The 22127-nt window shown below is 71.7% G+C and carries 22 protein-coding genes; 10 read left to right on the forward strand and 12 right to left on the reverse strand.

All coding sequences use genetic code 11. The features are described 5' to 3' along the window. Positions 1-3: 3 nt before the first annotated feature. From pstA to NH2_RS02295, 5 genes are all read right to left on the reverse strand, one after another. A complete protein-coding gene (pstA, locus tag NH2_RS02275) occupies positions 4-903 on the reverse strand; it encodes a phosphate ABC transporter permease PstA (protein ID WP_067647269.1) in 900 nt (299 codons plus the stop codon). Continuing rightward, complete coding sequence (gene pstC / locus NH2_RS02280; protein ID WP_067647272.1) at positions 903-1877, reverse strand: phosphate ABC transporter permease subunit PstC; 975 nt, start codon at positions 1875-1877, stop codon at positions 903-905. Before pstC ends, pstA begins: the two co-directional genes overlap by 1 nt. Before the next feature lie 89 nt (positions 1878-1966). Continuing rightward, positions 1967-3079, reverse strand: coding sequence for a phosphate ABC transporter substrate-binding protein PstS (gene pstS / locus NH2_RS02285; RefSeq protein ID WP_067647275.1), 1113 nt, complete (start codon positions 3077-3079; stop codon positions 1967-1969). Between the two features lie 244 nt (positions 3080-3323). Further along, on the reverse strand, positions 3324-4247 hold the full coding sequence (gene mshD / locus NH2_RS02290; RefSeq protein WP_067647278.1) for a mycothiol synthase: 924 nt from the start codon (positions 4245-4247) through the stop codon (positions 3324-3326). Then, positions 4244-5008: a winged helix-turn-helix transcriptional regulator gene (locus NH2_RS02295; RefSeq protein WP_067647282.1), complete on the reverse strand. Its 765-nt coding sequence runs from the start codon at positions 5006-5008 to the stop codon at positions 4244-4246. The genes mshD and NH2_RS02295 overlap by 4 nt, the downstream gene beginning before the upstream one ends. Positions 5009-5185: 177 nt before the next feature. Between NH2_RS02295 and NH2_RS02300 the strand changes: the two genes are divergently transcribed. The 6 genes from NH2_RS02300 to NH2_RS02325 all read left to right on the forward strand — a co-directional run bounded on the left by NH2_RS02300 (position 5186) and on the right by NH2_RS02325 (position 9325). After that, the gene (locus NH2_RS02300; protein WP_067647285.1) at positions 5186-6007 is read left to right on the forward strand and encodes an LmeA family phospholipid-binding protein; all 822 of its coding nucleotides are present in this window, start codon (positions 5186-5188) and stop codon (positions 6005-6007) included. Positions 6008-6046: 39 nt separating this feature from the next. Next, entirely contained in the window at positions 6047-6499 is a 453-nt protein-coding gene (locus tag NH2_RS02305; protein ID WP_067647288.1) for a thioredoxin family protein, read from the forward strand. Between the two features lie 291 nt (positions 6500-6790). Next, positions 6791-7264, forward strand: a complete 474-nt coding sequence (locus NH2_RS02310) for a DUF4395 domain-containing protein (RefSeq protein ID WP_067647291.1) — start codon at positions 6791-6793, stop codon at positions 7262-7264. Between the two features lie 31 nt (positions 7265-7295). After that, the gene (locus NH2_RS02315; protein WP_067647295.1) at positions 7296-8129 is read left to right on the forward strand and encodes a sulfurtransferase; all 834 of its coding nucleotides are present in this window, start codon (positions 7296-7298) and stop codon (positions 8127-8129) included. A 5-nt stretch (positions 8130-8134) separates the two neighbouring features. Further along, entirely contained in the window at positions 8135-8440 is a 306-nt protein-coding gene (locus NH2_RS02320; protein WP_067647685.1) for a DUF1416 domain-containing protein, read from the forward strand. A gap of 186 nt (positions 8441-8626) precedes the next feature. Continuing rightward, entirely contained in the window at positions 8627-9325 is a 699-nt protein-coding gene (locus tag NH2_RS02325) for a heme-binding beta-barrel domain-containing protein (protein WP_067647298.1), read from the forward strand. Position 9326: 1 nt separating this feature from the next. Here NH2_RS02325 and NH2_RS02330 read toward each other — a convergent pair whose 3' ends face one another. The 6 genes from NH2_RS02330 to NH2_RS02355 all read right to left on the reverse strand — a co-directional run bounded on the left by NH2_RS02330 (position 9327) and on the right by NH2_RS02355 (position 17275). After that, a complete protein-coding gene (locus tag NH2_RS02330) occupies positions 9327-9620 on the reverse strand; it encodes a Uma2 family endonuclease (RefSeq protein ID WP_218021650.1) in 294 nt (97 codons plus the stop codon). Positions 9621-9959: 339 nt separating this feature from the next. Continuing rightward, on the reverse strand, positions 9960-11609 hold the full coding sequence (cydC, locus tag NH2_RS02335) for a thiol reductant ABC exporter subunit CydC (protein ID WP_067647691.1): 1650 nt from the start codon (positions 11607-11609) through the stop codon (positions 9960-9962). Between the two features lie 215 nt (positions 11610-11824). Then, positions 11825-13507, reverse strand: coding sequence for a thiol reductant ABC exporter subunit CydD (gene cydD / locus NH2_RS02340; RefSeq protein ID WP_067647694.1), 1683 nt, complete (start codon positions 13505-13507; stop codon positions 11825-11827). Between the two features lie 182 nt (positions 13508-13689). Then, on the reverse strand, positions 13690-14721 hold the full coding sequence (gene cydB, locus NH2_RS02345; protein WP_067647301.1) for a cytochrome d ubiquinol oxidase subunit II: 1032 nt from the start codon (positions 14719-14721) through the stop codon (positions 13690-13692). A 9-nt stretch (positions 14722-14730) separates the two neighbouring features. Further along, on the reverse strand, positions 14731-16197 hold the full coding sequence (locus tag NH2_RS02350; RefSeq protein ID WP_067647304.1) for a cytochrome ubiquinol oxidase subunit I: 1467 nt from the start codon (positions 16195-16197) through the stop codon (positions 14731-14733). A gap of 157 nt (positions 16198-16354) precedes the next feature. After that, a complete protein-coding gene (locus NH2_RS02355) occupies positions 16355-17275 on the reverse strand; it encodes an aminodeoxychorismate lyase (RefSeq protein ID WP_067647307.1) in 921 nt (306 codons plus the stop codon). 309 nt (positions 17276-17584) lie between these two features. On the opposite strand from NH2_RS02355, the gene ygfZ reads away from it, so the two are divergent. The 4 genes from ygfZ to NH2_RS02375 all read left to right on the forward strand — a co-directional run bounded on the left by ygfZ (position 17585) and on the right by NH2_RS02375 (position 20843). Next, positions 17585-18685 carry a CAF17-like 4Fe-4S cluster assembly/insertion protein YgfZ gene (gene ygfZ / locus NH2_RS02360; RefSeq protein WP_439951725.1) on the forward strand — a complete coding sequence of 367 codons (1101 nt, stop codon included), beginning with the start codon at positions 17585-17587 and terminating at the stop codon, positions 18683-18685. Further along, positions 18685-19341 (forward strand): MOSC domain-containing protein, encoded by a 657-nt coding sequence (locus NH2_RS02365; RefSeq protein ID WP_067647310.1) that lies wholly within the window; start codon positions 18685-18687, stop codon positions 19339-19341. Before ygfZ ends, NH2_RS02365 begins: the two co-directional genes overlap by 1 nt. Positions 19342-19489: 148 nt before the next feature. Next, complete coding sequence (locus tag NH2_RS02370; RefSeq protein ID WP_067647313.1) at positions 19490-20443, forward strand: asparaginase; 954 nt, start codon at positions 19490-19492, stop codon at positions 20441-20443. 175 nt (positions 20444-20618) lie between these two features. After that, positions 20619-20843 (forward strand): DUF3073 domain-containing protein, encoded by a 225-nt coding sequence (locus tag NH2_RS02375; RefSeq protein WP_067647316.1) that lies wholly within the window; start codon positions 20619-20621, stop codon positions 20841-20843. Positions 20844-20988: 145 nt separating this feature from the next. Here the strand turns inward: NH2_RS02375 and purM are convergent, their stop codons facing one another. Beyond that, positions 20989-22068, reverse strand: a complete 1080-nt coding sequence (gene purM, locus NH2_RS02380; protein WP_067647319.1) for a phosphoribosylformylglycinamidine cyclo-ligase — start codon at positions 22066-22068, stop codon at positions 20989-20991. Positions 22069-22127 lie beyond the last annotated feature (59 nt).

Raw genomic sequence — 22127 nt, forward strand, 5'->3', positions numbered from 1 at the left:
CCTCTATCGGTTCCGCGTGAGCAGCTTGTTCACGACCGCGGCCGCCGCGTAGAGCAGCGCGATCAGCAGGATCAGCGTCAGGGCCGCGCCCCACACCCGGAGCCGGCCCGCCGGCTCGGGGTTCGCCAGCTCCTGGTAGATGAGCAGCGGCAGGGAGGCCATGTTGCCGTCGAACACGTCGGTGTTGATCGACTTGCTGTAGCCGACCAGCACCAGCACCGGCGCGGTCTCACCCATGACGCGGGCGAGCGCGAGCAGCATGCCGCTGATCATGCCGGGCAGGGCGGTGGGGATGACGATCTTGACGATCGTCTTCCACTTCGGGATGCCGAGGGCGTAGGACGCCTCGCGCAGCTCGTCCGGGACCAGCTTGAGCATCTCCTCGGTGCTGCGCACCACCACCGGGAGCATCAGCAGCACCAGGGCGAGCGAGACCGCGAAGGCACTCTGCGGGAAGCCGAAGGTGGCGATCCAGAGCGCGAAGATGAACAGCGCGGCGACGATCGACGGGACGCCGGCCAGGATGTCGACCATGAAGGTGGTGGTCCTGGCGAGCCAGCCGCGGCCGTACTCGACCAGGTACACCGCGGCCATGATGCCGAGCGGCACGGCGATGATCGCGGCGATCAGGGTCTGCACGATGGTGCCGTAGATCGCGTGGTAGACGCCGCCGCGGCTCTGGTCCGGCAGCACGCCCTTCTGCGAGTTCAGCCACCACTGGGAGCTGAGCACCGCCTCGATGCCGCTGGTGATGACCAGGCCGAGCACCCAGATCAGCGGGATCAGCGCGATGACGAAGCAGAGCGCGACGATGCCGGTGGCGATGTGGTTCTTGACCCTGCGGCCGGTGCTGATCGCCCGGAAGGTGGGCGCCTTGATCGGCTTGTCGAGCGTGGTGGTCATCAGCCGTTCACCCTTCCGCCGGACGCGACCCGCGCCAGCGCGTTGACGACGAAGGTCAGCGCGAACAGCACGAAGCCCGCCGCGATGTAGGCGCCGGTGGGCAGCGGCGCGCTGAACTCAGAGGCCGCCGAGGCGATCTTGGAGGCGAAGGTGTAGCCGCCGTCGAAGAGCGACCAGTTGCCCGCCTGCGACGCCGTGCGCAGCACGACGAGGACGGCGATGGTCTCACCGAGCGCGCGGCCGAGGCCGAGCATGGAGCCCGCGATCACGCCGGAGCGGCCGTAGGGGAGCACCGTCATCCGGACGACCTCCCACTTGGTGGCGCCGAGCGCCTGGGCAGCCTCGATGTGCGCCCGCGGGGTGAGGTTGAAGACCTCGCGGGCGACCGAGGTGATGATCGGCAGGATCATCACCGCGAGCACGACGCCCGCGGTGAAGATCGTGCCGCCACCGGCCAGCGAGACATTGCCGTCGGAGAAGAGGAAGAACCACCCGAGCTTGTCGTTCAGGAAGGTCTGCACCGGCTCGATCTGCGGCGCCAGCACCAGGAAGCCCCAGAGGCCGAAGACGATGGAGGGCACCGCCGCGAGCAGGTCGACCAGCGTCGCGAACGGGCGCGCCACCGACTTCGGTGCGTACTGGGTGAGGAACAGTGCGATGCCGATGCCGATCGGCACCGCGATCACCAGCGCGAAGATCGAGCTCAGCACGGTGACCATGAAGAGGTCGCGAATGCCGAAGCGCAGGTCGTCGGCGTTCGAGGTGTTGAACTCGGTGCTGGTGAAGAAGTTGGCGTTGTTGGCCATGACCGATGGCACCGCGCGGATCAGGAGGAACAGCGCGATCAGCGCGATGGCGGCCACGATGGTCGCGCCTGCCGCCGTCGCCAGCGAGCGGAACACGACCTCGATCCGCTGGCTCGAGGCCTTCTTCGCCCGGCCAGGACCGGGCTCATTGCTCGGCGACTTCGTCATGGACGATGATTCTCCGCCCGCGGTCGGGCTCGTCGCAGTGGACGAGCCCTCGGCGGACACCTCAGGGTGCACGGTCATGGCCTACTCGATCAGGAAATCGCGTTGATGGCGGTGGTCAGGCGGGTCTTGAACTGCTCGGGGATCGGCACGTAGCCGCTCGAGTCCAGGCCGTCCTGCCCGTTGTTGATCGCCGAGGTGAGGAACGCCTTCACCGCGGTGGCGGTCTCGCCGTCGGTGTACCTCGAGCAGACGATCTCGTAGGTGGGCAGGATGATCGGGTACGCGCCCGCCGCGGTCGGCTTGTAGAACGAGGAGACGTCGAGCACCAGGTCGTTGCCCTGGCCCTTGATCTTCACGCTGTCGATCGCATTGCCGGCGGAGGTGCTGGTCAGCTCGACCGGCTCGGGGCCGGCGGAGGTGACGACGCGCGCCACGGACAGGTTCTGCGACTTGGCGAACGACCACTCGTTGTAGGTGATGGCGTTCTTGGTGTTCTTGACCGCGGCCGTGACACCCTCGTTGCCCTTGGCACCTTCGCCGACACCGCCGTTGAAGGCCTTGCCGGTGCCCTTGCCCCACGCGCCGTTCGAGGCGGCGTCCAGGTACAGCTGGAAGTTGTCGGTGGTGCCCGACTCGTCCGAGCGGAAGATGACCGCGATCGGGGCGGACGGCAGGGTGGCGCCCGGGTTCAGCGCCTTGATCTCCGGGGCATCCCAGGTCTTGATGGTGCCGTTGAAGATATTGGCGGCGGTCGCGCCGTCCAGCGCGAGGTTGGTCACGCCGTCGATGTTGTAGCTGATCGCGATCGGGCCGAAGACGGTGGGCAGGTTCCACGCCGGGGCGCCGCCGCAGCGTTCGGCGGCCTTGGCGACCTCGCCCTTGCTCTCGCTCAGCGGCGAGTCGGAGCCGGCGAAGTCGGTCTGGCCGCCGATGAACTCGTTGACGCCCGCGCCGGAACCACTCGAGGTGTAGTTCAGGGTCGAGCCGTCGCAGTTCGCCTCGTAGGCGGCGACGAAGCGATCCATCGCGTTCTTCTGCGCCGAGGACCCGCTGGCCTTCAGGGCTTCCTTGCCACCGCAGGCGACGTCGACCGTCGAACCGGTGTTCTCGGACGTGGTGTTTTCATCGCTACCACAGGCGGAAAGGACCATGGCACCTGCGGCCAGCACTCCGACAAGGGCGCTGCTGCGCTTCAACTTCACTATTCCTCCGGGAATCGCATGCGACACGCCCGGTCCCTCACCGGCCGAGCGGGTGTTGTGGTGCGGGACGTTCGCGGGGAACTTGCGCACCAGGGCAGCCACTGAGCTGCCCGTACACAACGTAAGGTCACCCGGTTGACAGTTGGACCAGGCTGAGTGAACGGGAAGTGAACACAACGGCGCGGGCACGGGGGCTCACCGCGTGATTTGCCGCCCGTTTACTGGGAGGTCTCCCCGGTGACCGTCAGGCGACGGGGGCGGTGTACGCGACGTCCACGTGGGCGGGTGCGAAGCCGAGCCTGGTGTAGGTGCGGACGGCGGCGGTGTTGTCCGCCTCGGTGTACAGCAGCACCTCGCCGAGGCCACGCGCGCGGAGGTGGTGCAGCCCGGCCAGGGTGAGCAGCCTGCCGAGCCCCCTGCCCTGCGCCGCCGGGTCGATTCCGACCACGTACACCTCGCCGACCGGAGGCTCCTCGTCGGAGTGCACCTTGGTCCAGTGGAATCCGAGCAGCCGCGCCGGATCGGCGGCGTCGGTGGCGACGAAGAGGCCGGCGGGGTCGAACCAGTCCGCCGCGCGCCTGGTCGCGATATCGCGCTCGGTCCAGCCGCCCTGCTCCGGATGCCAGTCGAACGCGGCGTTGTTCACCCGGAGCAGTTCGGCGTCGTCGGCCGGGTCCGTACCGCCCGGTCCGCGGTAGGTGCGCAGCACGGTACCGTCCGGAACAACCAGCTCCGGTAGCTCAGGCGTAGCCAGGGGCCGCCGCATCTGCCAGAGCTCGCGCGCGGTGCGCAGCCCGAGCCGCCCCGCCACCGCCTTCGCGGCGGGCAGATCGCCGTGCGCCCACACCCGCGCGCCCGCGCCGCCCGCCGCCAAAACCTGCGCTACCAGGGCGGATCCAATGCCGTGGCCGCGCGCGGCCGGGGCGACCGCGACCTCGGCCATGGCCGGGTGATCACCGTGTGCCGGAACGAGATTCGCGTACCCCGCGGGTTCGCCGCCGTGCCGGGCGACCAGGTGCCGCGCGCCCGCGCCGGGGTCGGCGAGCGAGAGCACCGCCGCCTCGGAGACCGGCGCGACGCCGTCCGCCGCGGTCGCCGCCGCCAGCAGCGCGCGCACGGCGGCCGCGGCCCGCTCGTCCAGCCGGTCGCTCCAGCCGGGGCCGGTCACGGCGCGGTGCCGTTGTTGATCGGGGTGAGCGGGGTGTCGTCGGCGGGCTCCTCGCCCTCGTCCGGGAAGGCGGGCTCGCCCTTGGCCGCGGTGCGGGACGGGCGGACGGCCTTGTATCCCACGTTGCGCACGGTGCCGATCAGCGACTCGTACTCGCTGCCCAGCTTGGCCCGCAGCCGCCGGACGTGCACGTCCACCGTGCGGGTGCCGCCGAAGAAGTCGTAGCCCCACACCTCCTGCAGCAGCTGTGCCCTGGTGAAGACCCGCCCCGCGTGCTGGGCGAGGTACTTGAGCAGCTCGAACTCCTTGTAGGTGAGGTCGAGCGGGCGGCCGCGCAGCCGCGCGGTGTAGGTGCCCTCGTCGATCACCAGCTCGCCGAGGGTGATCTTGCCGGTGTTCTCCGGGCTGGCGGCGCCGCCGTTGCGGCCGACCAGCAGCCGGAGTCTGGCATCCAGCTCGGCCGGGCCGGTGCCGGGCAGCAGGATGTCGTCCAGGCCCCAGTCGGCGTTCACCGCGACCAGCCCGCCCTCGGTGAGCACGGCGACGACCGGCACCGACGACCCGGTGCTGCCGAGTAATCGGCAGAGCCCGCGCGCGGCGGCCAGATCGGTGCGCGCGTCCACCAGGGCGACGTCGGCGGTTCCCGCCTCGAGCAGCGAGGAGACCTCGGTCGGCGCCGGGCGCACGTGGTGTGCGAGCAACGCGAGCGAGGGCAGCACCGACTCGGGGTTGGGGTCGGAGGTCAGCAGGAGCAGCTCCACAAGCCCTCCTCCATATCGTGGCGGGCGGACCGGTCGGCCGCTTCGCCGGGTCCACATCGCATCAGCACAGGTAATTCCGGGCTAAAGATTAGCGCGTCCGCCCCGATAGTCCGGGTTCACACGATGCGGAGGCACCGGAGCGGGTGCCCGGAGAGCCGCCGCGACTAGGGTCGAGCCATGCGCAAGCTGATCATCGGGCTGCTGGTATTCGCGGGACTGGTGGTGATCGCCGACTTCGGGGTCGCCGCCTACACCGAGTACCGCGTGTCGCGCACGCTCCGCGACGGCGCCGACCTGAGCGCCGACCCGGAGGTCACCATCCACGGCTTCCCGTTCTTCGCGCAGGCGCTGGACGGCCGGTTCGAGACGGTGGACATCAGGGCCAGCGCCAAGCGCCCCGACCTGCCCGGCGAGATCGCGCTGGAGGCCACGCTCACCGGGGTGCACCTGGAGCTCGGCGATCTCTCGGACGGCCGGGTGCGCAATATCCCGGTCGAGCGGGTGGCGACCAGGATGCGGATCGAGCCCACCGAGCTCGGCAGGCTCTTCGGCATCCCGGACCTGCAGGTGCACTCGCGGCCCGCGGACAAGTCGGACGGCACCGGCGGCTCCGGCGGCTCCGGGATGACCACCGCGGGGGCGCTGGTGCTCACCGGGACGCTGCCCGAGCGCACCGGCGGCTCGGGCAGCCCGTTCGGCGGCACCGACGCCGAGAAGGTCAGCGTCATGGCCGATCTGCTGCTCGACGGCGATCAGGTGCGGATCGTCGCGACCGGCATGTACCGGGGCACGCTGTCGGACGCCACCCCGACCGCCGTGGTGCCCGAGGCGGAACGCCCGGCGGTGCTGGAGCGGTTCACCCGTACCATCGACACCGAGGAGCTGCCCTTCGGCGTGCGGCCGACCGAGGCGTTCGCGCTCGGTGGGCAGATCGTGGTGGAGGGGCGCGGCGAGAACGTGACGATCGATCTCGATCGGCTCGGTATCGGGCGCCGCTGACCGGCTCCCGCCGCCCGCCCGTTCCCGGAGAAAGCCGTCATGATCGAGATCGTCGTTCTGGTTGTGGTCCTGCTCGCCGCCGCGGCGGTCGGGCTGGCGCTGCGGGCGCGCGAAGGCAGGCTGCGCGAAGCCGCCCCCAAGGCCGCGACCGGCCCCGGCTCCGCGAGCGATCGCCGCACCGAGCTGCTCGCCGAGGTCGGCGTCACCGGCGCGGGCCCCGCGGTGCTGCACTTCTCCGCCGAGTGGTGCGGGCCGTGCGCGGCGGTGCGCCGGGTGGTGGCCGGGGTCACCGAGGATCTGGCGGCGGCGCCGCAGGCCCCGCAGGACATCGAGGTCGATATCGATGCCGAGCCCGCGCTGGCCCGCGAGCTGAACGTGCTCTCGCTGCCGACCACCTTCGTCTTCGACGCCGAGGGCAGGGAGCGGTTCCGGATCTCCGGCGTCCCGAAGGCCGACGCGCTGCGCTCCGCCCTGGTTCCGCTCACCGCGTGAAGTGACGCCGACCTGGCCGGAAACCCCGATATCCAGGGTCCCCCGACCAATCCACGTTCCGACCAGGTAAACTGCTTGTCGTGCAATCCGACCACGAGCTGATGCTCACCCGACGCCGCACGGTCGATCTGTGTCGGCTCGGGGGTTGTTGCTGCCTGTGCCGCTGAGCGGTCGGCTCCCCCAGTACTTCTGACGCCGACCTGCGCTCGCCGTGCGAGATCCTCTCGATCCCCGGCGAGCGGGCCCGATCCCAACCCGATCCGCCACAGATTCCTCGCGCAGGAGATTTCCATGGTTTCCGAAGCCACCCGCCCGTTCCAGGCCGATGTCGTCGACGTCCGCGGCCCCCGCTTCGCCGCCTGGATCACCAGCGCCGTGCTGGTGCTCGTCCTGGTCCTCGCGGCCTTCTCGCCGCTCGCCGCGGCGGTGCTGCTCGCGGCGCAGGCCGTCGTCTTCGCGGTCGGCGCCGCTGTAGGCCCGAAGGACAGCCCCTACGGCCGGGTCTTCCGCGCCGCGGTGGCGCCCCGGGTGGGGCCGCCCACCGAGACCGAACCGGCGGCGCCGCTGCGCTTCGCCCAACTGCTCGGCCTGGTCTTCAGCGCCGTCGGCCTGCTGGGTTTCCTGGCCGGCTCCCCCCTCGTCGGTGTGATCTGCACCGGCTTCGCCCTGTTCGCCGCGTTCCTGAACGCCGCGTTCGGGATCTGCCTCGGCTGCCGGATCTATCCGCTGGTGGCTCGGCTTCGCCGGACCCCGGCACCGAACTGACCCTGCACGTCTCGTTGAAAGGAAAGTGCACATGGCTCGCTCCGATGTCCTGGTCTCCGTGGACTGGGCCGAAGAGAATCTCAACGCCCCCGGAGTCGTCTTCGTCGAGGTCGACGAGGACACCTCCGCCTACGACGGTGGCCACATCGAGGGCGCTGTCCGGCTCGACTGGAAGAAGGACCTGCAGGACCCGGTCCGGCGCGACTTCGTGAACCAGGAGCAGTTCTCCGATCTGCTCTCGACCCGCGGCATCGCCAACGACGACGAGGTGATCCTCTACGGCGGCAACAACAACTGGTTCGCCGCCTACGCGTTCTGGTACTTCAAGCTGTACGGCCACAACAACGTCAAGCTGCTCGACGGCGGCCGCAAGAAGTGGGAGCTGGACGGCCGTCCGCTCTCCACCGCCGCGGTGAGCCGCCCGGCCACCCAGTACAAGGCCGCCGCGCCGGACCTGTCGATCCGCGCCTTCCGCGACGAGGTCATCGCCGCCATCGGCACCAAGAACCTGGTCGACGTGCGCTCGCCCGACGAGTTCTCCGGCAAGATCCTGGCGCCCGCGCACCTCCCGCAGGAGCAGAGCCAGCGCCCGGGCCACATCCCCGGCGCGATCAACGTGCCGTGGAGCAAGGCGGCCAACGAGGACGGCACCTTCAAGTCCGACGCCGAGCTCGCCGAGCTCTACAAGGAGGCCGGGCTGGACGGCGAGAAGGAGACCATCGCCTACTGCCGGATCGGCGAGCGCTCCTCGCACACCTGGTTCGTGCTGCAGGAGCTGCTCGGCCACCAGAACGTCAAGAACTACGACGGCAGCTGGACCGAGTACGGCTCGCTCATCGGTGCCCCCATCGAGCTGGGAGCGTGACGACCATGTGCTCAGCACCCACCCAGGGACAGGACATCCCGGCCGGCGTCGACGTCGAGAAGGAGACGGTCATCACCGGCCGCGTGCTCGCGGGCGACGGCCAGCCGGTCGGCGGCGCCTTCGTGCGGCTGCTCGACGGCAACGGTGACTTCACCGCCGAGGTCGTCGCCTCCGGCACCGGCGACTTCCGCTTCTTCGCGGCGCCGGGCAGCTGGACGCTGCGCGCGCTCTCCTCGTCGGGCAACGGCTCGGCCGAGGTGGCGCCGGAGGGCGCCGGGATCCACAACGTGGACGTGACCGTCGCCAAGTGACCCATGCCGAGCGGCCCCCTGGTCTCCCCGGGGGGCCGCTCGCATGTCAGGGGCCGTCCGCGCGGGCCCGCGGCCGGGCCGATAGACTCGGCACGTGGTCCTTTTCTTCGAGCTTCTGCTGGTGGCCGTGTCCATCCTGATCGGATGGTTCGGCCTGTACGTCTTCTACCGGTTGTTCACCGAATCATGAGCGAACTCGCGAGCGAGGGTCCGGATCCGGCCGAGCGAGCGAGTAACACGGAGAACGGTGCGGCGCCGTCCGCCCGGCTCAGCGGCGACGAAGCCGTAGCCGGTGCGGTCGAGCGCGCCAAGTCGACCAGCGGCCGGAACATCCCGGCGCTACCCGATCTCCCCTTGCCCGACGACACCGCGAACCTGCGCCTCGGCCCCGATCTGAACCCGGCCATGCTGGCGCTGCTCCCGATGGTCGGCGTGTGGCGCGGGGAGGGCGAGGGCAACGAACCGAACCGCGGGGACTACCGGTTCGGCCAGCAGATCGTGGTCTCGCACGACGGCGGGGAGTACCTGGCGTGGGAGTCCCGCTCCTGGTTCATCGAGGCGGACGGCGGCTACGGCGGCACCGACCTGCGGGAGACCGGCTTCTGGCGGGTCGGGGTGGACGGTAAGGACGAGGTCATCGAGCTGTTGCTCACGCACAGCAACGGCATCGTCGAGCTCTTCTACGGCCACGCGCTCACCCAGTCCTCCTGGGAGCTCGCCACCGACGTGGTGATCCGCAGCCAGTCCGGGATCGTGGTCGGCGGGGCGAAGCGGCTCTACGGCATTGTCGAGGGTGGTGACCTGGCCTACGTCGAGGAGCGGGTTGTCGCCGACGGGCCGCTGCAACCGCGGCTCTCGGCGCGGCTGCAGCGCTACGTCGGCTGATTCAGCCTCGCCTGCCGACCTCGGTCAGGTCGATATCGATCGGGAACGGCACGGAGGTGCGCAGGCGGTCGTGGAAGATCCCGGCGGGGCTGTAGCGGTCGGTCGCCGGATCTATCTCGTAGAGGTAGGCGACGGCGTCGGAGCCGCGGCGTTCGATCCGCCAGTAGTGCGGAATGCCCGCCCTGGCGAACTTGACCGGCTTGGTGTCACGGTCGCGCTCCTCCGAGTCGGGGGAGACCGCCTCCACGGCGAGCACCACGCCGGCGGCGAAGTAGTCTCCCGATCGGCGCGCCACTGGGGCGGCGCCTGCCGGTCGAGCTCCCGGAGGAATCGGGACCGCCGGGCGGCGGGATCACCCAGTCGGGCAGCGGGTCGACCGTCATGGCTCCAACGTAGCTGCGGGTCCGGAAAAGGGACGACCCCCGAGCTGTACGGTGCCGACTTCGTCGGTGCCGCTCCCGGACGGACTGGCCGGGGGCTCGGGGGCCGGGTGACTGCCTGGAATTCGCTCGCGCGCAACGCGGTCGGGAATTCCCGCAGCGGTGGCGCTAGCTGACAGCCACCTCACGTGTCCTTGAACTATGCATTCTTGGAACCACCTCCTTCCTCGTGTACTCCCGAATCTAGTGGGGGTTCAGGAAACCGGCAACGGATTTTCGCCGAGGGCGGACAGGTGCAGGACCAGGTCGGCGCGGTGGGCGTCCGGCAACTGGTGGGTGACCACGACGACGGTGCGGTTCGGGGCGACCAGGCCGTCGTCGGGGTCGAGGAGGCGGCGGAGGAGGGTGGCGCCCGCCTCGGCCTCGAGGTGTTCGGTGGGCTCGTCGAGGAGCAGGACGTCGGCGGGGGCGAGCAGGGCGCGGGCGAGCAGGATTCGGCGGCGCTGGCCGCCGGAGACCGCGGCGGCGCCGCCGGTGAGGGTGGTGTTCAGGCCGTCGGGGAGGGTGTCGAGCCAGTCGCCCAGGCCGACGGCGCGGAGTGCCGAGGTGGCCTCGGGCTCGGTGATGTCGCCGCGGGCGACGCGGAGGTTCTCCAGGATGGAGGTGCCGAAGAGGTGGGCGTCCTCGGCGAAGAAGGTGGTGCCGGGTTCGGGGGTGGTGAACAGGCCCGCCCACTGCATGAGCAGGGTGGTCTTGCCCGCGCCGCTGGGGCCGACGATGGCGATTCGCCTGGCGTCGCGGGGACGTTCGGGGAAGGTGGGCTCGGCAGCGCCCGCGGCTTCGCTCGGGCGGCTCGCCGAGTGCGAGGAAGCGGCCGGTCCGCAGCCGTCACCCGGGGCGGGCCGCTCCCCCGCAGCGCCGCCTGACCTCTCCGGGTCGAGTGCGCGGAGGCGGTGCAGGGCGGCGCGGCCGGTGGTCAGGGCCTGCGCGGCGGCGGGGAGCGCGGCCACCGCCTCGAAGGCGGAGAGCGGGATCAGCACCAGCATGGTGAGCGCCATGGGGCTCGTTCCGGCGGGGGTGCCGCCGGTGGGGCCGTAGATCGCAAGGCCGGTGAGCAGCGCGCCGAGCACACTGACGCCGATGCTCGCGGGGAGCGCGGCGGCGGCCCACGCGCTGCGGGAGGCGGCGCGGTCCTCGGCGGCGACGGCTCGGGTGCTCGCGGCGGCCGCGGCGGCCATGGCCTCGGGGAGGCGGCCCGCGACGCGGAGCTCGGGGGCGTGGTCGAGGACGGTGACGGCGCGGGCGGTGAACTCCGCGCGGTCGGCGCGGACCGCGCGCTCGGCGTCGGCGGCCGCGGTGGCGGCGAGCCAGGGCGCGAGCAGCGCGGAGACCAGCAGCGCAGCCGCGAGGACCAGGGCCGCGGGCGGGGCGAGCAGAGCCAGCAGCACGACGGCGGCAACCGAGAGGACCAGCGCGACGGCGCACGGCACCACGGCGCGGACCACGACGGCGCCGAGGTCGTCGATATCGGCGCCGATGCGCACCAGCAGGTCGCCGCGGCGCAGCACGGTGGTGTCGGTGCGGGCGCGGCGGTGCAGCCAGGAGGTCGACGTGGCCAGGGCGCGGTAGGTGGCGGTGCGGGCGGTGTTCTGGGCGCGCAGGGCGACATCGTGGGTGGCGAGGCGTTCCAGGTAGCGGCAGAGGCCGCGGGAGATGCCGAGGGCGCGGACGGCGACCACCGCGACGGTGAGGTCGAGGACCGGCGGCATCTGCCAGGCCCTGGCGATGAGCCACGCCGCGAGGGCGGCGAGGGCCAGGCCGCTGCCGAGGGCGAGGACGCCCCAGGTGATGGCGGTGGCGAGGCGCCAGGGGTTCCAGGAGAGGAGGTCGCGCAGGTCGCGCAGGTCGGTGTGGAGGCGTCGGAGGGCGCCCGCCCGCTGCGGGGCGGCGGGCTCGGTCCGCCGCGGCGCGGCACCGGCGACCGGCCGTGCGCCGGTGCCACCCGGTGCGTCGGCCCCGTCGACCGAAGCGACGAGGTGGTGGCGCGGATCCTCGGGCGCATGCCGCTCCGGCTCGCCGAGGCCGAACGCGGTGCGGGGCGTGCTTGCGGGTCCGGCGCTCACGAGGCCACCTCGGCGACCCGCGCGGAGACCTCGACCACCACATCGCCCGCGGCGAGCACCGACTCCCGGTGCCCGACCACGACAACGGTCGCGCCCGCCGCGGCCCGCTCGCGCAGGGCGGCGAGTACCGCGGCCTCACCGGCACTGTCGAGATGGGCCGTCGGCTCGTCGAGCAGCAGCACGGGACGATCCGCGCAGAGCACCCTGGTGAGCGCGAGCCGCTGGCGCTGGCCGAGTGAGAGCCCGGCGCCGCCGGTGCCGACGACGGTGTCCGAGCCGCTCGGGAGTTCGGCGAGCACGGCATCGAAACCCGTTGCGGCGCAAGCGGCGTCGAGATCGACGGGGTGCGGGCCGAGCAACTCGAGGTTCTCCCGCACCGTGCCCGGCACCAGCACCGGGCGCTGCGGGAGCCAGGCCAGCCGGGACCACCACCGCTCGGGATCGAGCGCACCCACCTCGGTGCCGTCCACCGTCACCCGGCCGGAGGCTGGCTCGACGAGGCCGAGGATCGCTTGCAGCGCGGTGGACTTACCGCAGCCGTTCGGCCCGGTCAGCACCGTCACCACACCCGGCCGCAGTACGGCGGAGAGCGCGAACGGCGCCGCCCCGGAGCGGCCGTCGACGCAGAGCCGCTCCAGCTCGATCAGCGCCGGAGCCGCCGTGGGCTCCGGCCGCCGCACGGCCGCCGCGCCGGAACCGGCCACGCCGCCGGAGATCCCGGCCGACGAGCCGAGCACCGCGAAGGCGCGATCCGCCGCCGCCATCCCGTCCTGCGCGGCATGGAACCGCTCCCCCACCGTCCGCAGCGGCAAATACACCTCGGGGGCGAGAATCAGCGCCACCAGCCCGGCGTACAACTCCATCTCCCCGAACACCAACCGCAGCCCGATGGAGACCGCCACCAGCGCGACGCTCAGCGTGGCGAGCACCTCCAGCACCGCCGAGGAAAGGAAGGCGATGCGCAGCGCCCGCATGGTGCGCACCCGCAGCGCCTCGCCGAGCTCGGCGACCTGCCCGGCCATGCTGCGGCCACCGCCCTCTCGGCCGAGCGCGCGCAGCGTCGGCATCCCGGCGAAGAGGTCGAGCACCTGGTCGGAGAGGCGGGTCGTGGCGACCAGGGTGGCCGCGGCCCTGCCCTGCGTCAGCAACCCGATGAGCACCATGAAAACGGGGATGAGCGGCAGCGTGACCAGCACGATCCCGCCGGAGAGCGGATCGTGCAGCGCGATCACCGCCAGCACGATGGGCGGTACCAGGGCGGCGAGCAGCAGCGCGGGCAGGTAGCCGGTGAGGTACCCGCGCAGCCCGCCGAGGCCGGTCCCGACCACGACCGCGATCTCGGTGCGCCGCCGCTCCAGCTCGCGCGGCGGCAGCGCGGCGCCCGCGGCCAGCACCGCCCGCTCCAGCTCGGCGACCACGCCGGCCCCGGCCCGGTGCGCCAGCCGCGACTGCCACCAGGTGACCACGGCCCGCCCGGTGAGCGCGGCGGCGAGCGCGACCAGCTCGGGTGTCCACACACCGAAGCTGCGCGCCGACGGGTCGGTGATGACCCCGGCCAGCACCCGCGCCAGCGCCACCGCGGCGACCACGATGGCACCGGTGGTGAGCACCGAGAACAGCACGGAAACAAGGAGATACGGCCGGGCCGAGCGGGCATTCCGCCACAGGCGCGGATCGATCGGCGCGCGACGAGCCGTCCCCCCGCGCCCATCCGTCGCCTTCCCGGCCGTCCCACCGCGCCTGCCCTCCGCGCGCGCCGCCTGCTTCCCGGCCGTCCCACCGCGTCTGCCCCTCGCGCGCGTCGCCGGCTTCCCCGCCGTCCCGCCCGTCGCGGGCGCCTCCGCTTCCCGGCCCGGCCCGCTCATGCGCTCGGCGCGCGGCGCGGCAGCCCGCTGTGCGGCGGGATCTGCTCGACGGTGATGCGCTTGCGGAACACCCAGTAGGTCCAGCCCTGGTAGAGCAGCACCACCGGGGTCACCGCGACCGCCGCCCAGCTCATGATCTTCAGCGTGTACGGCGTCGAGGACGCGTTCTGCACGGTGAGCGACCACGCCGGGTCGAGCGTGGAGGGCAGCACGTCCGGGAAGAGCGAGCCGAAGAGCAGCGCGGTCGCCGCCGCGACGGCGAGCGTGGTGCCGGTGAAGGCGATCCCGTCGCGCCCGACCAGGTTCGCGGCGGCGCTGCCGACCAGCCCGAGCACCGCGAGCCCGAGCGGGATCCAGGTCCAGCTCGCGCCGTAGGCGAGCTGGGTCCAGAGCCCGAAGCCGCCGACGACGAGCGCGGCGGGCACCAGCAGCAGCCGGGCCACCCGCTGCGCGTCGGCCCGCACCTCGCCGCCGGTCTTGAGCACGAGGAAGGTCGCGCCGTGCAGCGCGAAGAGCACGGCGGTGGCGAGCGCGCCGAGCAGCGCGTACGGGCTCAGCAGGTCCGCGAACGACCCCGCGAGCTGCTTGTCGGCATCCAGCGGGACGCCGCGCACCACATTGGCGAAGACCCAGCCCCAGGCCAGCGCGGGCACCCAGGAGCCGAAGGCGATGCCGAGATCGCAGCGGCGCCGCCACACCGGATCGTCGATCTTGCCGCGGTACTCGATGGCGCAGATCCGCAGGATCAGCGCGACCAGCACCAGCAGCAGCGCGAAGTAGAACCCGGAGAACAGGCTGGCGTACCACTCCGGGAAGGCCGCGAAGAGCGCGCCGCCCGCGGTGATCAGCCAGACCTCGTTGCCGTCCCAGACCGGGCCGATGGTGTTGAGCACCACCCGGCGCCTGGTGTCCGAGCGCCTGCCCAGCGGGTGCATGAGCATGCCGACGCCGAAGTCGAAGCCCTCCAGCACGAAGTAGCCGGTGAAGAGCACGCCGATCAGAACGAACCAGAATTCCTGCAGATTCATCGTCGGCTCCTAGTACGCGAAGGACAGCTGGCGGACCGGTTCGTCCTCGTCCGGCGGAGAATCGCCGGCAGGCGGTTTCGGCTGCTCCGGCCCCGCGATCGCGTAGCGCCGCATGAGGTAGAACCACACCACCGCGAGCGCGCCGTAGAGCAGGGTGAACACCGCGAGCGAGATCCAGACCGTGCTCGCCGGGTGGTCCGAGACGCCCTGCTGCACGGTGAGCCGCAGATTCTGGTCGCCGGTCGGGTTGGGCACCACCACCCAGGGCTGGCGGCCCATCTCGGTGAAGACCCAGCCCGCGCTGTTGGCGAGGAAGGGCGTCGGGATGGCGGCCAGGCTGAGCCAGCCGAACCAGCGCTGCCCCGGCACCCGCCCGCCGCGGGTGAGCCAGAGCCCGACCACGCAGAGCAGCGCCGAGCCGGCCGCCAGCCCGATCATGGCGCGGAACGCCCAGTAGGTGACGAAGAGGTTGGGCCGGTAGTCACCGGGGCCGAACTGGTCGACGTAGGACTGCTGCAGGTCGACGACGCCCTGCAGGGTGACGCCGGTGAAGTGCCCCTCGGCCAGCCAGGGCAGCACGAACGGCACCTCGATCACGTGCGTCACGCTGTCGCAGTTGTTGTGCGTGCCGACGGTGAGCACCGAGAAGTCCGGGTCGGTCTCGGTGTGGCACAGTGATTCCGCGGAGGCCATCTTCATGGGCTGCTGCTGGAACATGAGCTTGCCCTGCACGTCACCGGTGTAGATCAGGGCGACCCCGGCGAGCGCCACCACCACGAGCGCGGCCCGCGAGACCGGGCGCCAGAGCGTGCGCGCCTCGTCCAGCTTCCCCGGATCGCCACTGCGCGCGTTGCGCACCATCCACCAGCCGCCGATCCCGGCGACGAAGGTGCCCGCGGTGAGGAACGACCCCGCCACCACGTGTGGGAAGGCCGCCAGCGCGGTGTTGTTGGTGAGCAGCTCGACGATGCTGGTGAGCTCGGCGCGACCGGTCTCCGGGTTGTACCTGGCGCCCACCGGGTGCTGCATGAACGAGTTGGCCGCGATGATGAAGTACGCGGAGGCGTTCACGCCGATCGCCACCAGCCAGATGGTGGCCAGGTGCACCAGCCGCGGCAGCCTGCTCCAGCCGAAGATCCACAGCCCGAGGAATGTCGACTCCAGGAAGAAGGCGACCAGCCCCTCCAGCGCCAGCGGCGCGCCGAACACGTCGCCGACGAAGCGGGAGTACTCGCTCCAGTTCATCCCGAACTGGAATTCCTGCACGATTCCGGTGGCGACGCCGAGCGCGAAGTTGATCAGGAAGAGCTTCCCGAAGAACTTCGTCAGCCGGTACCAGTGCTCTTTCCCGGTGATCACCCACGCCGTCTGCATCCCGGCGACCAGCGGCGCGAGGCCGATGGTGAGCGGCACGAAGAGGAAGTGGTAGACGGTGGTGATCCCGAACTGCCAACGCGAGACATCCAGCGCGCTCACCGTGACCTCCTACCAGCCGATTCATCTACGACACTCTGTAGTAAGGCTACGTGCGAACGCGCAGCGCACAATGATCGTGCCGGGAATCGAGGTCAAGGTCACGCAGCGCGGCCGATCGAGTCCGCCGGTGTTGCTGTTCCGGGCGCCGATCAGGGCGTCACCAGTCTCCGATGGCCCCCGCCCTCGCGACCCCGCGGTCCACCAATTCGATGATCTCGTCGGCGTTGTCGGCCGCCATCAGCCGGATGCCGTCGAGCTGGGCCACCCGCGCCGCGAGCGTGATGCTGGAGAGCAGCCAGATGCTGTCGCAGACGAAGAGGTCGGCGGTCCAGAGCGGCTCGTACTTGCACTCCCACCCGGCCTTGCGGGCCTCGTTGAAGAGCGCCCGCTGGGTGACGCCGGGCAGCACGCCGTTCTTGGCGGGCGGGGTGAGCAGCGTCTTGTCCCGCGCGATCACGATGGTGGAACGCGGCCCCTCCAGCACCCGGTTCTCGGTGCTGGTGAAGATCACGTCGTCGGCGCCCTGGCGGTGCGCGAAGCGCAGCGCGGCCATATTGGTGGCGTAGGAGAGCGTCTTGGCGCCGAGCAGCTGCCAGGGCGCGGCCTGGGCCAGGTCGATGGAGATGCCGCGGACCAGGCTCATCACCTTGATGCCCTCGGTGCGCGCCTTCTCCACCCTGGCGGGCACCGGGCTCACCGTGACGAAGGCGGTCGGCACCGGGACGGCGGCGGCGAGCTCGCCCGAGGTCACCGAATCCGGCTCCTCGGCGAATTCGCTCTCCCGGCCCCGGGTGAGCACCAGGCGCAGCACGCCCTCTTCCTCGCTGCCCCATTCCTTGGCCGCCACCTCGGCCGCCTCCCGCCACCGGCTCAGCTCGAGCTCGGGTAGCTCCAGCGCCTGGGCGGAGCGGCGCAGCCTGCCCAGGTGGAACTCGATCGCACACGGGCTGCCGTCCCGCACCAGCACCGTTTCGAAGACACCGTCGCCGCGCAGAACACCGATGTCGTCGGCAAACAACAACGGCGCGTCCGCATCCTGGACCGCGCCGTCGAGTGTCACAAGAACTCGATCCGCCATGGGTAGGAGCGTAGGCAATTCGGGCAGGTAATGCCTACGGTGCGCTCGAGTTGATTGTGCGTATCGGCGCGTGTCGCCAACACATTTGATGATTTCGTGATAGCAGCAGGACATTCCTTGTCATGTCCTCCAACCCCACGGCCCCAAACGCCACCCCAACGGGGCGAGTCTTACGAGCCCCCGGTTCGCGCCGGCCCGCGTCCGAGCGGGCGAAGCGCACGCGCCGCAGGCGCAAGTCTCGCCCGCTCGGACGCGGGCCTCCGGGGGCGCGAACCCGCCGAGCGCAGCGAGGCCAGTAGACTGAGCTCCGTGGCTAGTCCTCTTCTCGGCGCTCCCGGAGCCGTCGCGGGGGTGCCCGGTTCGCCGGACGCCGCCGTCGCCTGGCATTACGGCGATCCGTTCGCGGAGCAGCGCGCCGCGGCCCGGCGGGCGGCGATCGTGGATCGCTCGCACCGCGCGGTCGGCACCATCACCGGCACAGAGCGGCTGACCTGGCTGCACACCATCACCAGCCAGCATGTGGCCGGCCTGGCCGACGGCGAGTCGGCGGAGAACCTGGATCTGGATCTGAACGGCCGGGTGCAGCACCACTTCGTGCTCACCGAACTGGCCGAGACCGTCTGGCTGGACACCGAGGCCGAGCGCGGCCCCGACCTGATCGGCTTCCTGACCAAGATGGTCTTCTGGTCCGATGCCGTGCCGCGGGACGCGAGCGACCACGCCGTGCTCACCCTGCTCGGCCCCGAGGTCGATTCGCTCACCGGCGCGCTCGGCATCGCGGAGCTGCCCGCGGTGTACCGCGCGGTCCCGCTGCCGGGCGGCGGCTTCCTGCGCCGCATGCCGTGGCCCGGCGAGCACTCCTACGACCTGGTGATCCCGCGCGCCCAGCTCACCGAGCGCTGGGCCGAGCTCACCGCGGCCGGTGCCACCCCGGCGGGCATGTGGGCCTTCGAGGCGCTGCGCGTGGAGTCGCTGCGCCCCCGGCTCGGCCTCGACACCGACGACCGCACCATCCCGCACGAGGCGCGCTGGATCGGCGGCACCGCCGAGGCGGGCGCGGTGCACCTGGACAAGGGCTGCTACCGCGGCCAGGAGACCGTGGCCCGGGTGCACAACCTCGGCAAACCCCCGCGCAACCTGGTGCTGCTGCACCTGGACGGCTCCGCCGACGACCGCCCCGAGCCGGGCACCGAGCTCACCGCCGAGGGCCGCACGGTGGGCAGGCTCGGCACCGTCGTCGACCACTTCGAGCTCGGCCCGATCGCGCTCGCCCTGGTCAAGCGGGCCGTCCCGGCCGGCACCCCGCTGGTCGCCGGCCCCGCCGCTGCCGCCATCGACCCGGACTCGGTGCCGACGGAGGACCGCCCGCAGGCGGGCAGGCTCGCCGTCGACCGGCTGCGCGGACGCTGATGCGCCCCGGTGACACCGGCCGCGTGCTCGCGGTCTGCGTGGTGCACGCGGAGCTGGAGGTGCCCGGCCGGGTCGGGCGCAGCGCCATCGACAAGCGGCCGGTCGCGGGGCGGGTGGAGGTGCGCCCGCTCGGGCTGGCGGGCGACCACGTCTGCAATACCGAGCACCACGGCGGGCTGAACCAGGCCGTCTACGCCTACGCCGACCACGACGCGCGCCGCTGGGAGCAGGAGCTCGACCGCGTGCTGCCGCACGGCTGGTTCGGCGAGAATCTGCGGGTCGACGGGCTCCCGCTCTCGGACGCGGTGCTCGGCGCCCGGCTCCGGGTGGGTACCGCGCTGCTCGAGGTGAGTGCGCCGCGGGTTCCGTGCGCGACCTTCCAGCACTGGGCGGGTGAGCGGCAGTGGGTGAAGCGGTTCGCACTGCGCAGCGATACCGGGTGCTACTTCCGGCTGCTGGCAGCGGGCACGGTCGGCGCGGGCGACGAGGTGCTGGTGGAGCACGTTCCCGGGCACGGCATCACCGTCCGCGACGTCTTCACCGGCGCGGACCCGGCGAAGCTGTTCCGGCTGCTCGAGGTCGAGCCGACCGTCTCGGACGACATCCGAATGCAGGTCGCCAGGCACACCAGGCGCTCCGAGGAGGCCACGGGATGAGCGAGTCAGGCCCGGAGGCGGTAGCGGAGCGTAACCACGCAGGGCCCTCGCTCATCCCAAGAGAGCCCGGGATGAGCGAGTCAGGCCCGGAGGCGGCAGCGGAGCGTGACCACGGAGGGCTCTCGCGCATCCCGCGGGAGGGCGCGGCGTGAGCGTCGAGCTGGTCGAGGTGGTGCGGTCCGGTTTCCGGGAGTGCGTGCACCGGGGCTCGGTGGTGCTGCTCGGCACCGACGGCGAGGTGACGTTCGAGCTCGGTGAGGTGCACGGCCCCATCTACCCGCGCTCCACCAACAAGCCGCTGCAGGCGCTCGCCCTGCTCCGCGCCGGTTTCACCCCGGCCGACGAGGAGGAGCTGGCCATCGCCATCGCCTCCCACTACGGCGAGCCCGACCAGGTGGCCGCGGTCCGGCGCCTGCTGGAGCGGAACGGGTTCACCGAGGACGACCTGGAGTGCCCGCCCGACCTCCCGCTCGGCGAGCTGCCGCGCGCCCGGCTGCTCGCCGCGGGCGAGAAGCCGGCCCGGATCCTGATGAACTGCTCCGGCAAACACGCGGCCATGCTCGCCACCTGCGCCGCCAACGCGTGGCCGACCGCGGGCTACCTCGACCCCGCGCACCCGCTGCAGCAGGCGGTGCTCCGCACCATCACCGACGTCACCGGCGAGCCGGAGACCGACCTCGGCATCGACGGCTGCGGGCTGCCGATCGTCCCGGTCGCGCTGGTGAACCTGGCCCGCGCCTTCCGCGCCCTGGTCACCGCGGCCCCGCATACCCCGGAGCGGCGCGTCGCGGAGGCGATTCGCACCCATCCGCGAGTGATTTCCGGCACCAATGCCCCCGACCTGCTCCTGATGTCCGAGGTCCCCGGCCTGGCCTGCAAGATCGGCGCGGACGGCGTGCACGCGGGCGCGCTCCCGGACGGCTCGGCCTTCGCCTACAAGATCGAGGACGGCGCCGAGCGCGCGCGGATGCCGCTGACGCTGGCGATTCTGCGCCGTCTCGGCGTGCCGTGGACCGATCGGCTGGCGGAGCTGGCGGCCCCGCCGATCCACGGCGGCGGCGCCAGGGTCGGTGTCGTGCGCGCGGTCCCCGGAGTGCTGTAGCAAACCGCGGCCGCGGCGACGGCGGGGCAAACGGCGGGCGGCGCCGGAATCTTCGCCGCCTCGTGGAAGCGCGGCGGCCTGACACACGCTAAAGTGTCTGTCAGGAAGAGTATTAATTCGAACGGGGCCGCCAACAAACCCCAGGCCGCCCCGCATTGACGCGAGGGGGTCAGCCATGGGCCGTGGCCGGGCTAAGGCAAAGCAGACCAAGGTCGCACGCGAGCTGAAGTACAGCTCGCCATCGACCGACTTCGCGAGCCTTCAGCGAGAGCTCTCGAACGGCACAGATCTGCATCACCACCGCCCCAACGGTGGTGGCGTGCTGTCCGATGAGCACGACGACGAATCCTTGTCCCGCTGGAACAGCGAGGACGACGACTACGACGACTGGCGCCGCTGACCGTACCCACGCGAAGGGGGAGGCCGACGGGCCTCCCCCTTGACCGCGTTCGGACCCGGTCACGGCGCCATTTCGGTGGCTCGCACGGATGGCCCGCATCTCACGATGCGGGCCCCGCCATCTCTCCGACGGATTCGGTCAGAATCTAGAAGCGCGGGTGCTCGCCGACCAGCACCGCGCGCGGCGCGTCGGCATCCTTGCTGCGGCTCACCGAACCCAGTGTCCAGCAGTCGATGTGGCGCGCGGTGAGCACGGCCAGCGCCCGGTCCACATCCTCCGGGGCGACCACCGCGACCATGCCGACGCCCATATTGAAGGTCTTCTCCATCTCCGCCCGCTCGACCCGCCCGCGCTGCGCGATCATCTTGAAGACCGGCGCCGGGCTCCAGGTGCCGCGATCCAGCTCGGCGACCATGCCCTGCGGCAGCACCCGGCCCAGGTTGGCCGCCAGCCCGCCGCCGGTGACGTGCGCGAAGGTGCGCACATCGGTCTCGGCGACCAGCGCGAGGCAGTCCTTGGCGTAGATCCGGGTCGGCTCAAGCAACTCCTCGCCGAGCGTGCGGCCGAACTCCTCGACGTGCCCGGTGAGGCTCATCCGGTCGATCTCCAGCAGCACCTTGCGGGCCAGGCTGTAGCCATTGGAGTGCAGCCCGGAGGCGCCCATGGCGAGCACCACGTCGCCGGAGCGCACCCGCTCCGGGCCGAGCACGGCATCCGCCTCGACCACGCCGACGCCGGTCGCGGAGAGGTCGTAATCGTCCGGGTCCATCAGCCCCGGGTGCTCGGCGGTCTCGCCGCCGAGCAGCGCGCAGCCCGCCTTCACGCAGCCGTCGGCAATGCCGGAGACCAGCTCCGCCACCCGCTCCGGGACGACCTTGCCGACCGCGATGTAATCCTGCAGGAACAGCGGCTCGGCGCCGCAGACCACCAGGTCGTCGACGACCATGGCGACCAGATCCAGCCCGACGGTGTCGTGCTTGTCCAGCGCCTGCGCGACCGCCAGCTTGGTGCCGACGCCATCGGTGGCGGCGGCCAGCAGCGGCTCCCGGTACCCGCTCTTCAGCGCGAACAACCCGGCGAAGCCACCGAGGCCGCCCTGCACCTCGGGACGGCTGGCCTTCTTCGCCAATGGCCCGAACAACTCGACGGCGCGGTCGCCGGCTTCGATGTCCACACCGGCCGCGGCGTAGGAAGCACCGTTACCACTGGGGGTCTGTTCAGTCATTTTCGGGACGAGCTCCAAACCGAATCGGCGGATAGATGCCAGCTCACGCTACCGGAGCG

The organism is Nocardia harenae NBRC 108248 (assembly GCF_001612885.1).
In the GTDB taxonomy this organism is placed as follows: domain Bacteria; phylum Actinomycetota; class Actinomycetes; order Mycobacteriales; family Mycobacteriaceae; genus Nocardia; species Nocardia harenae.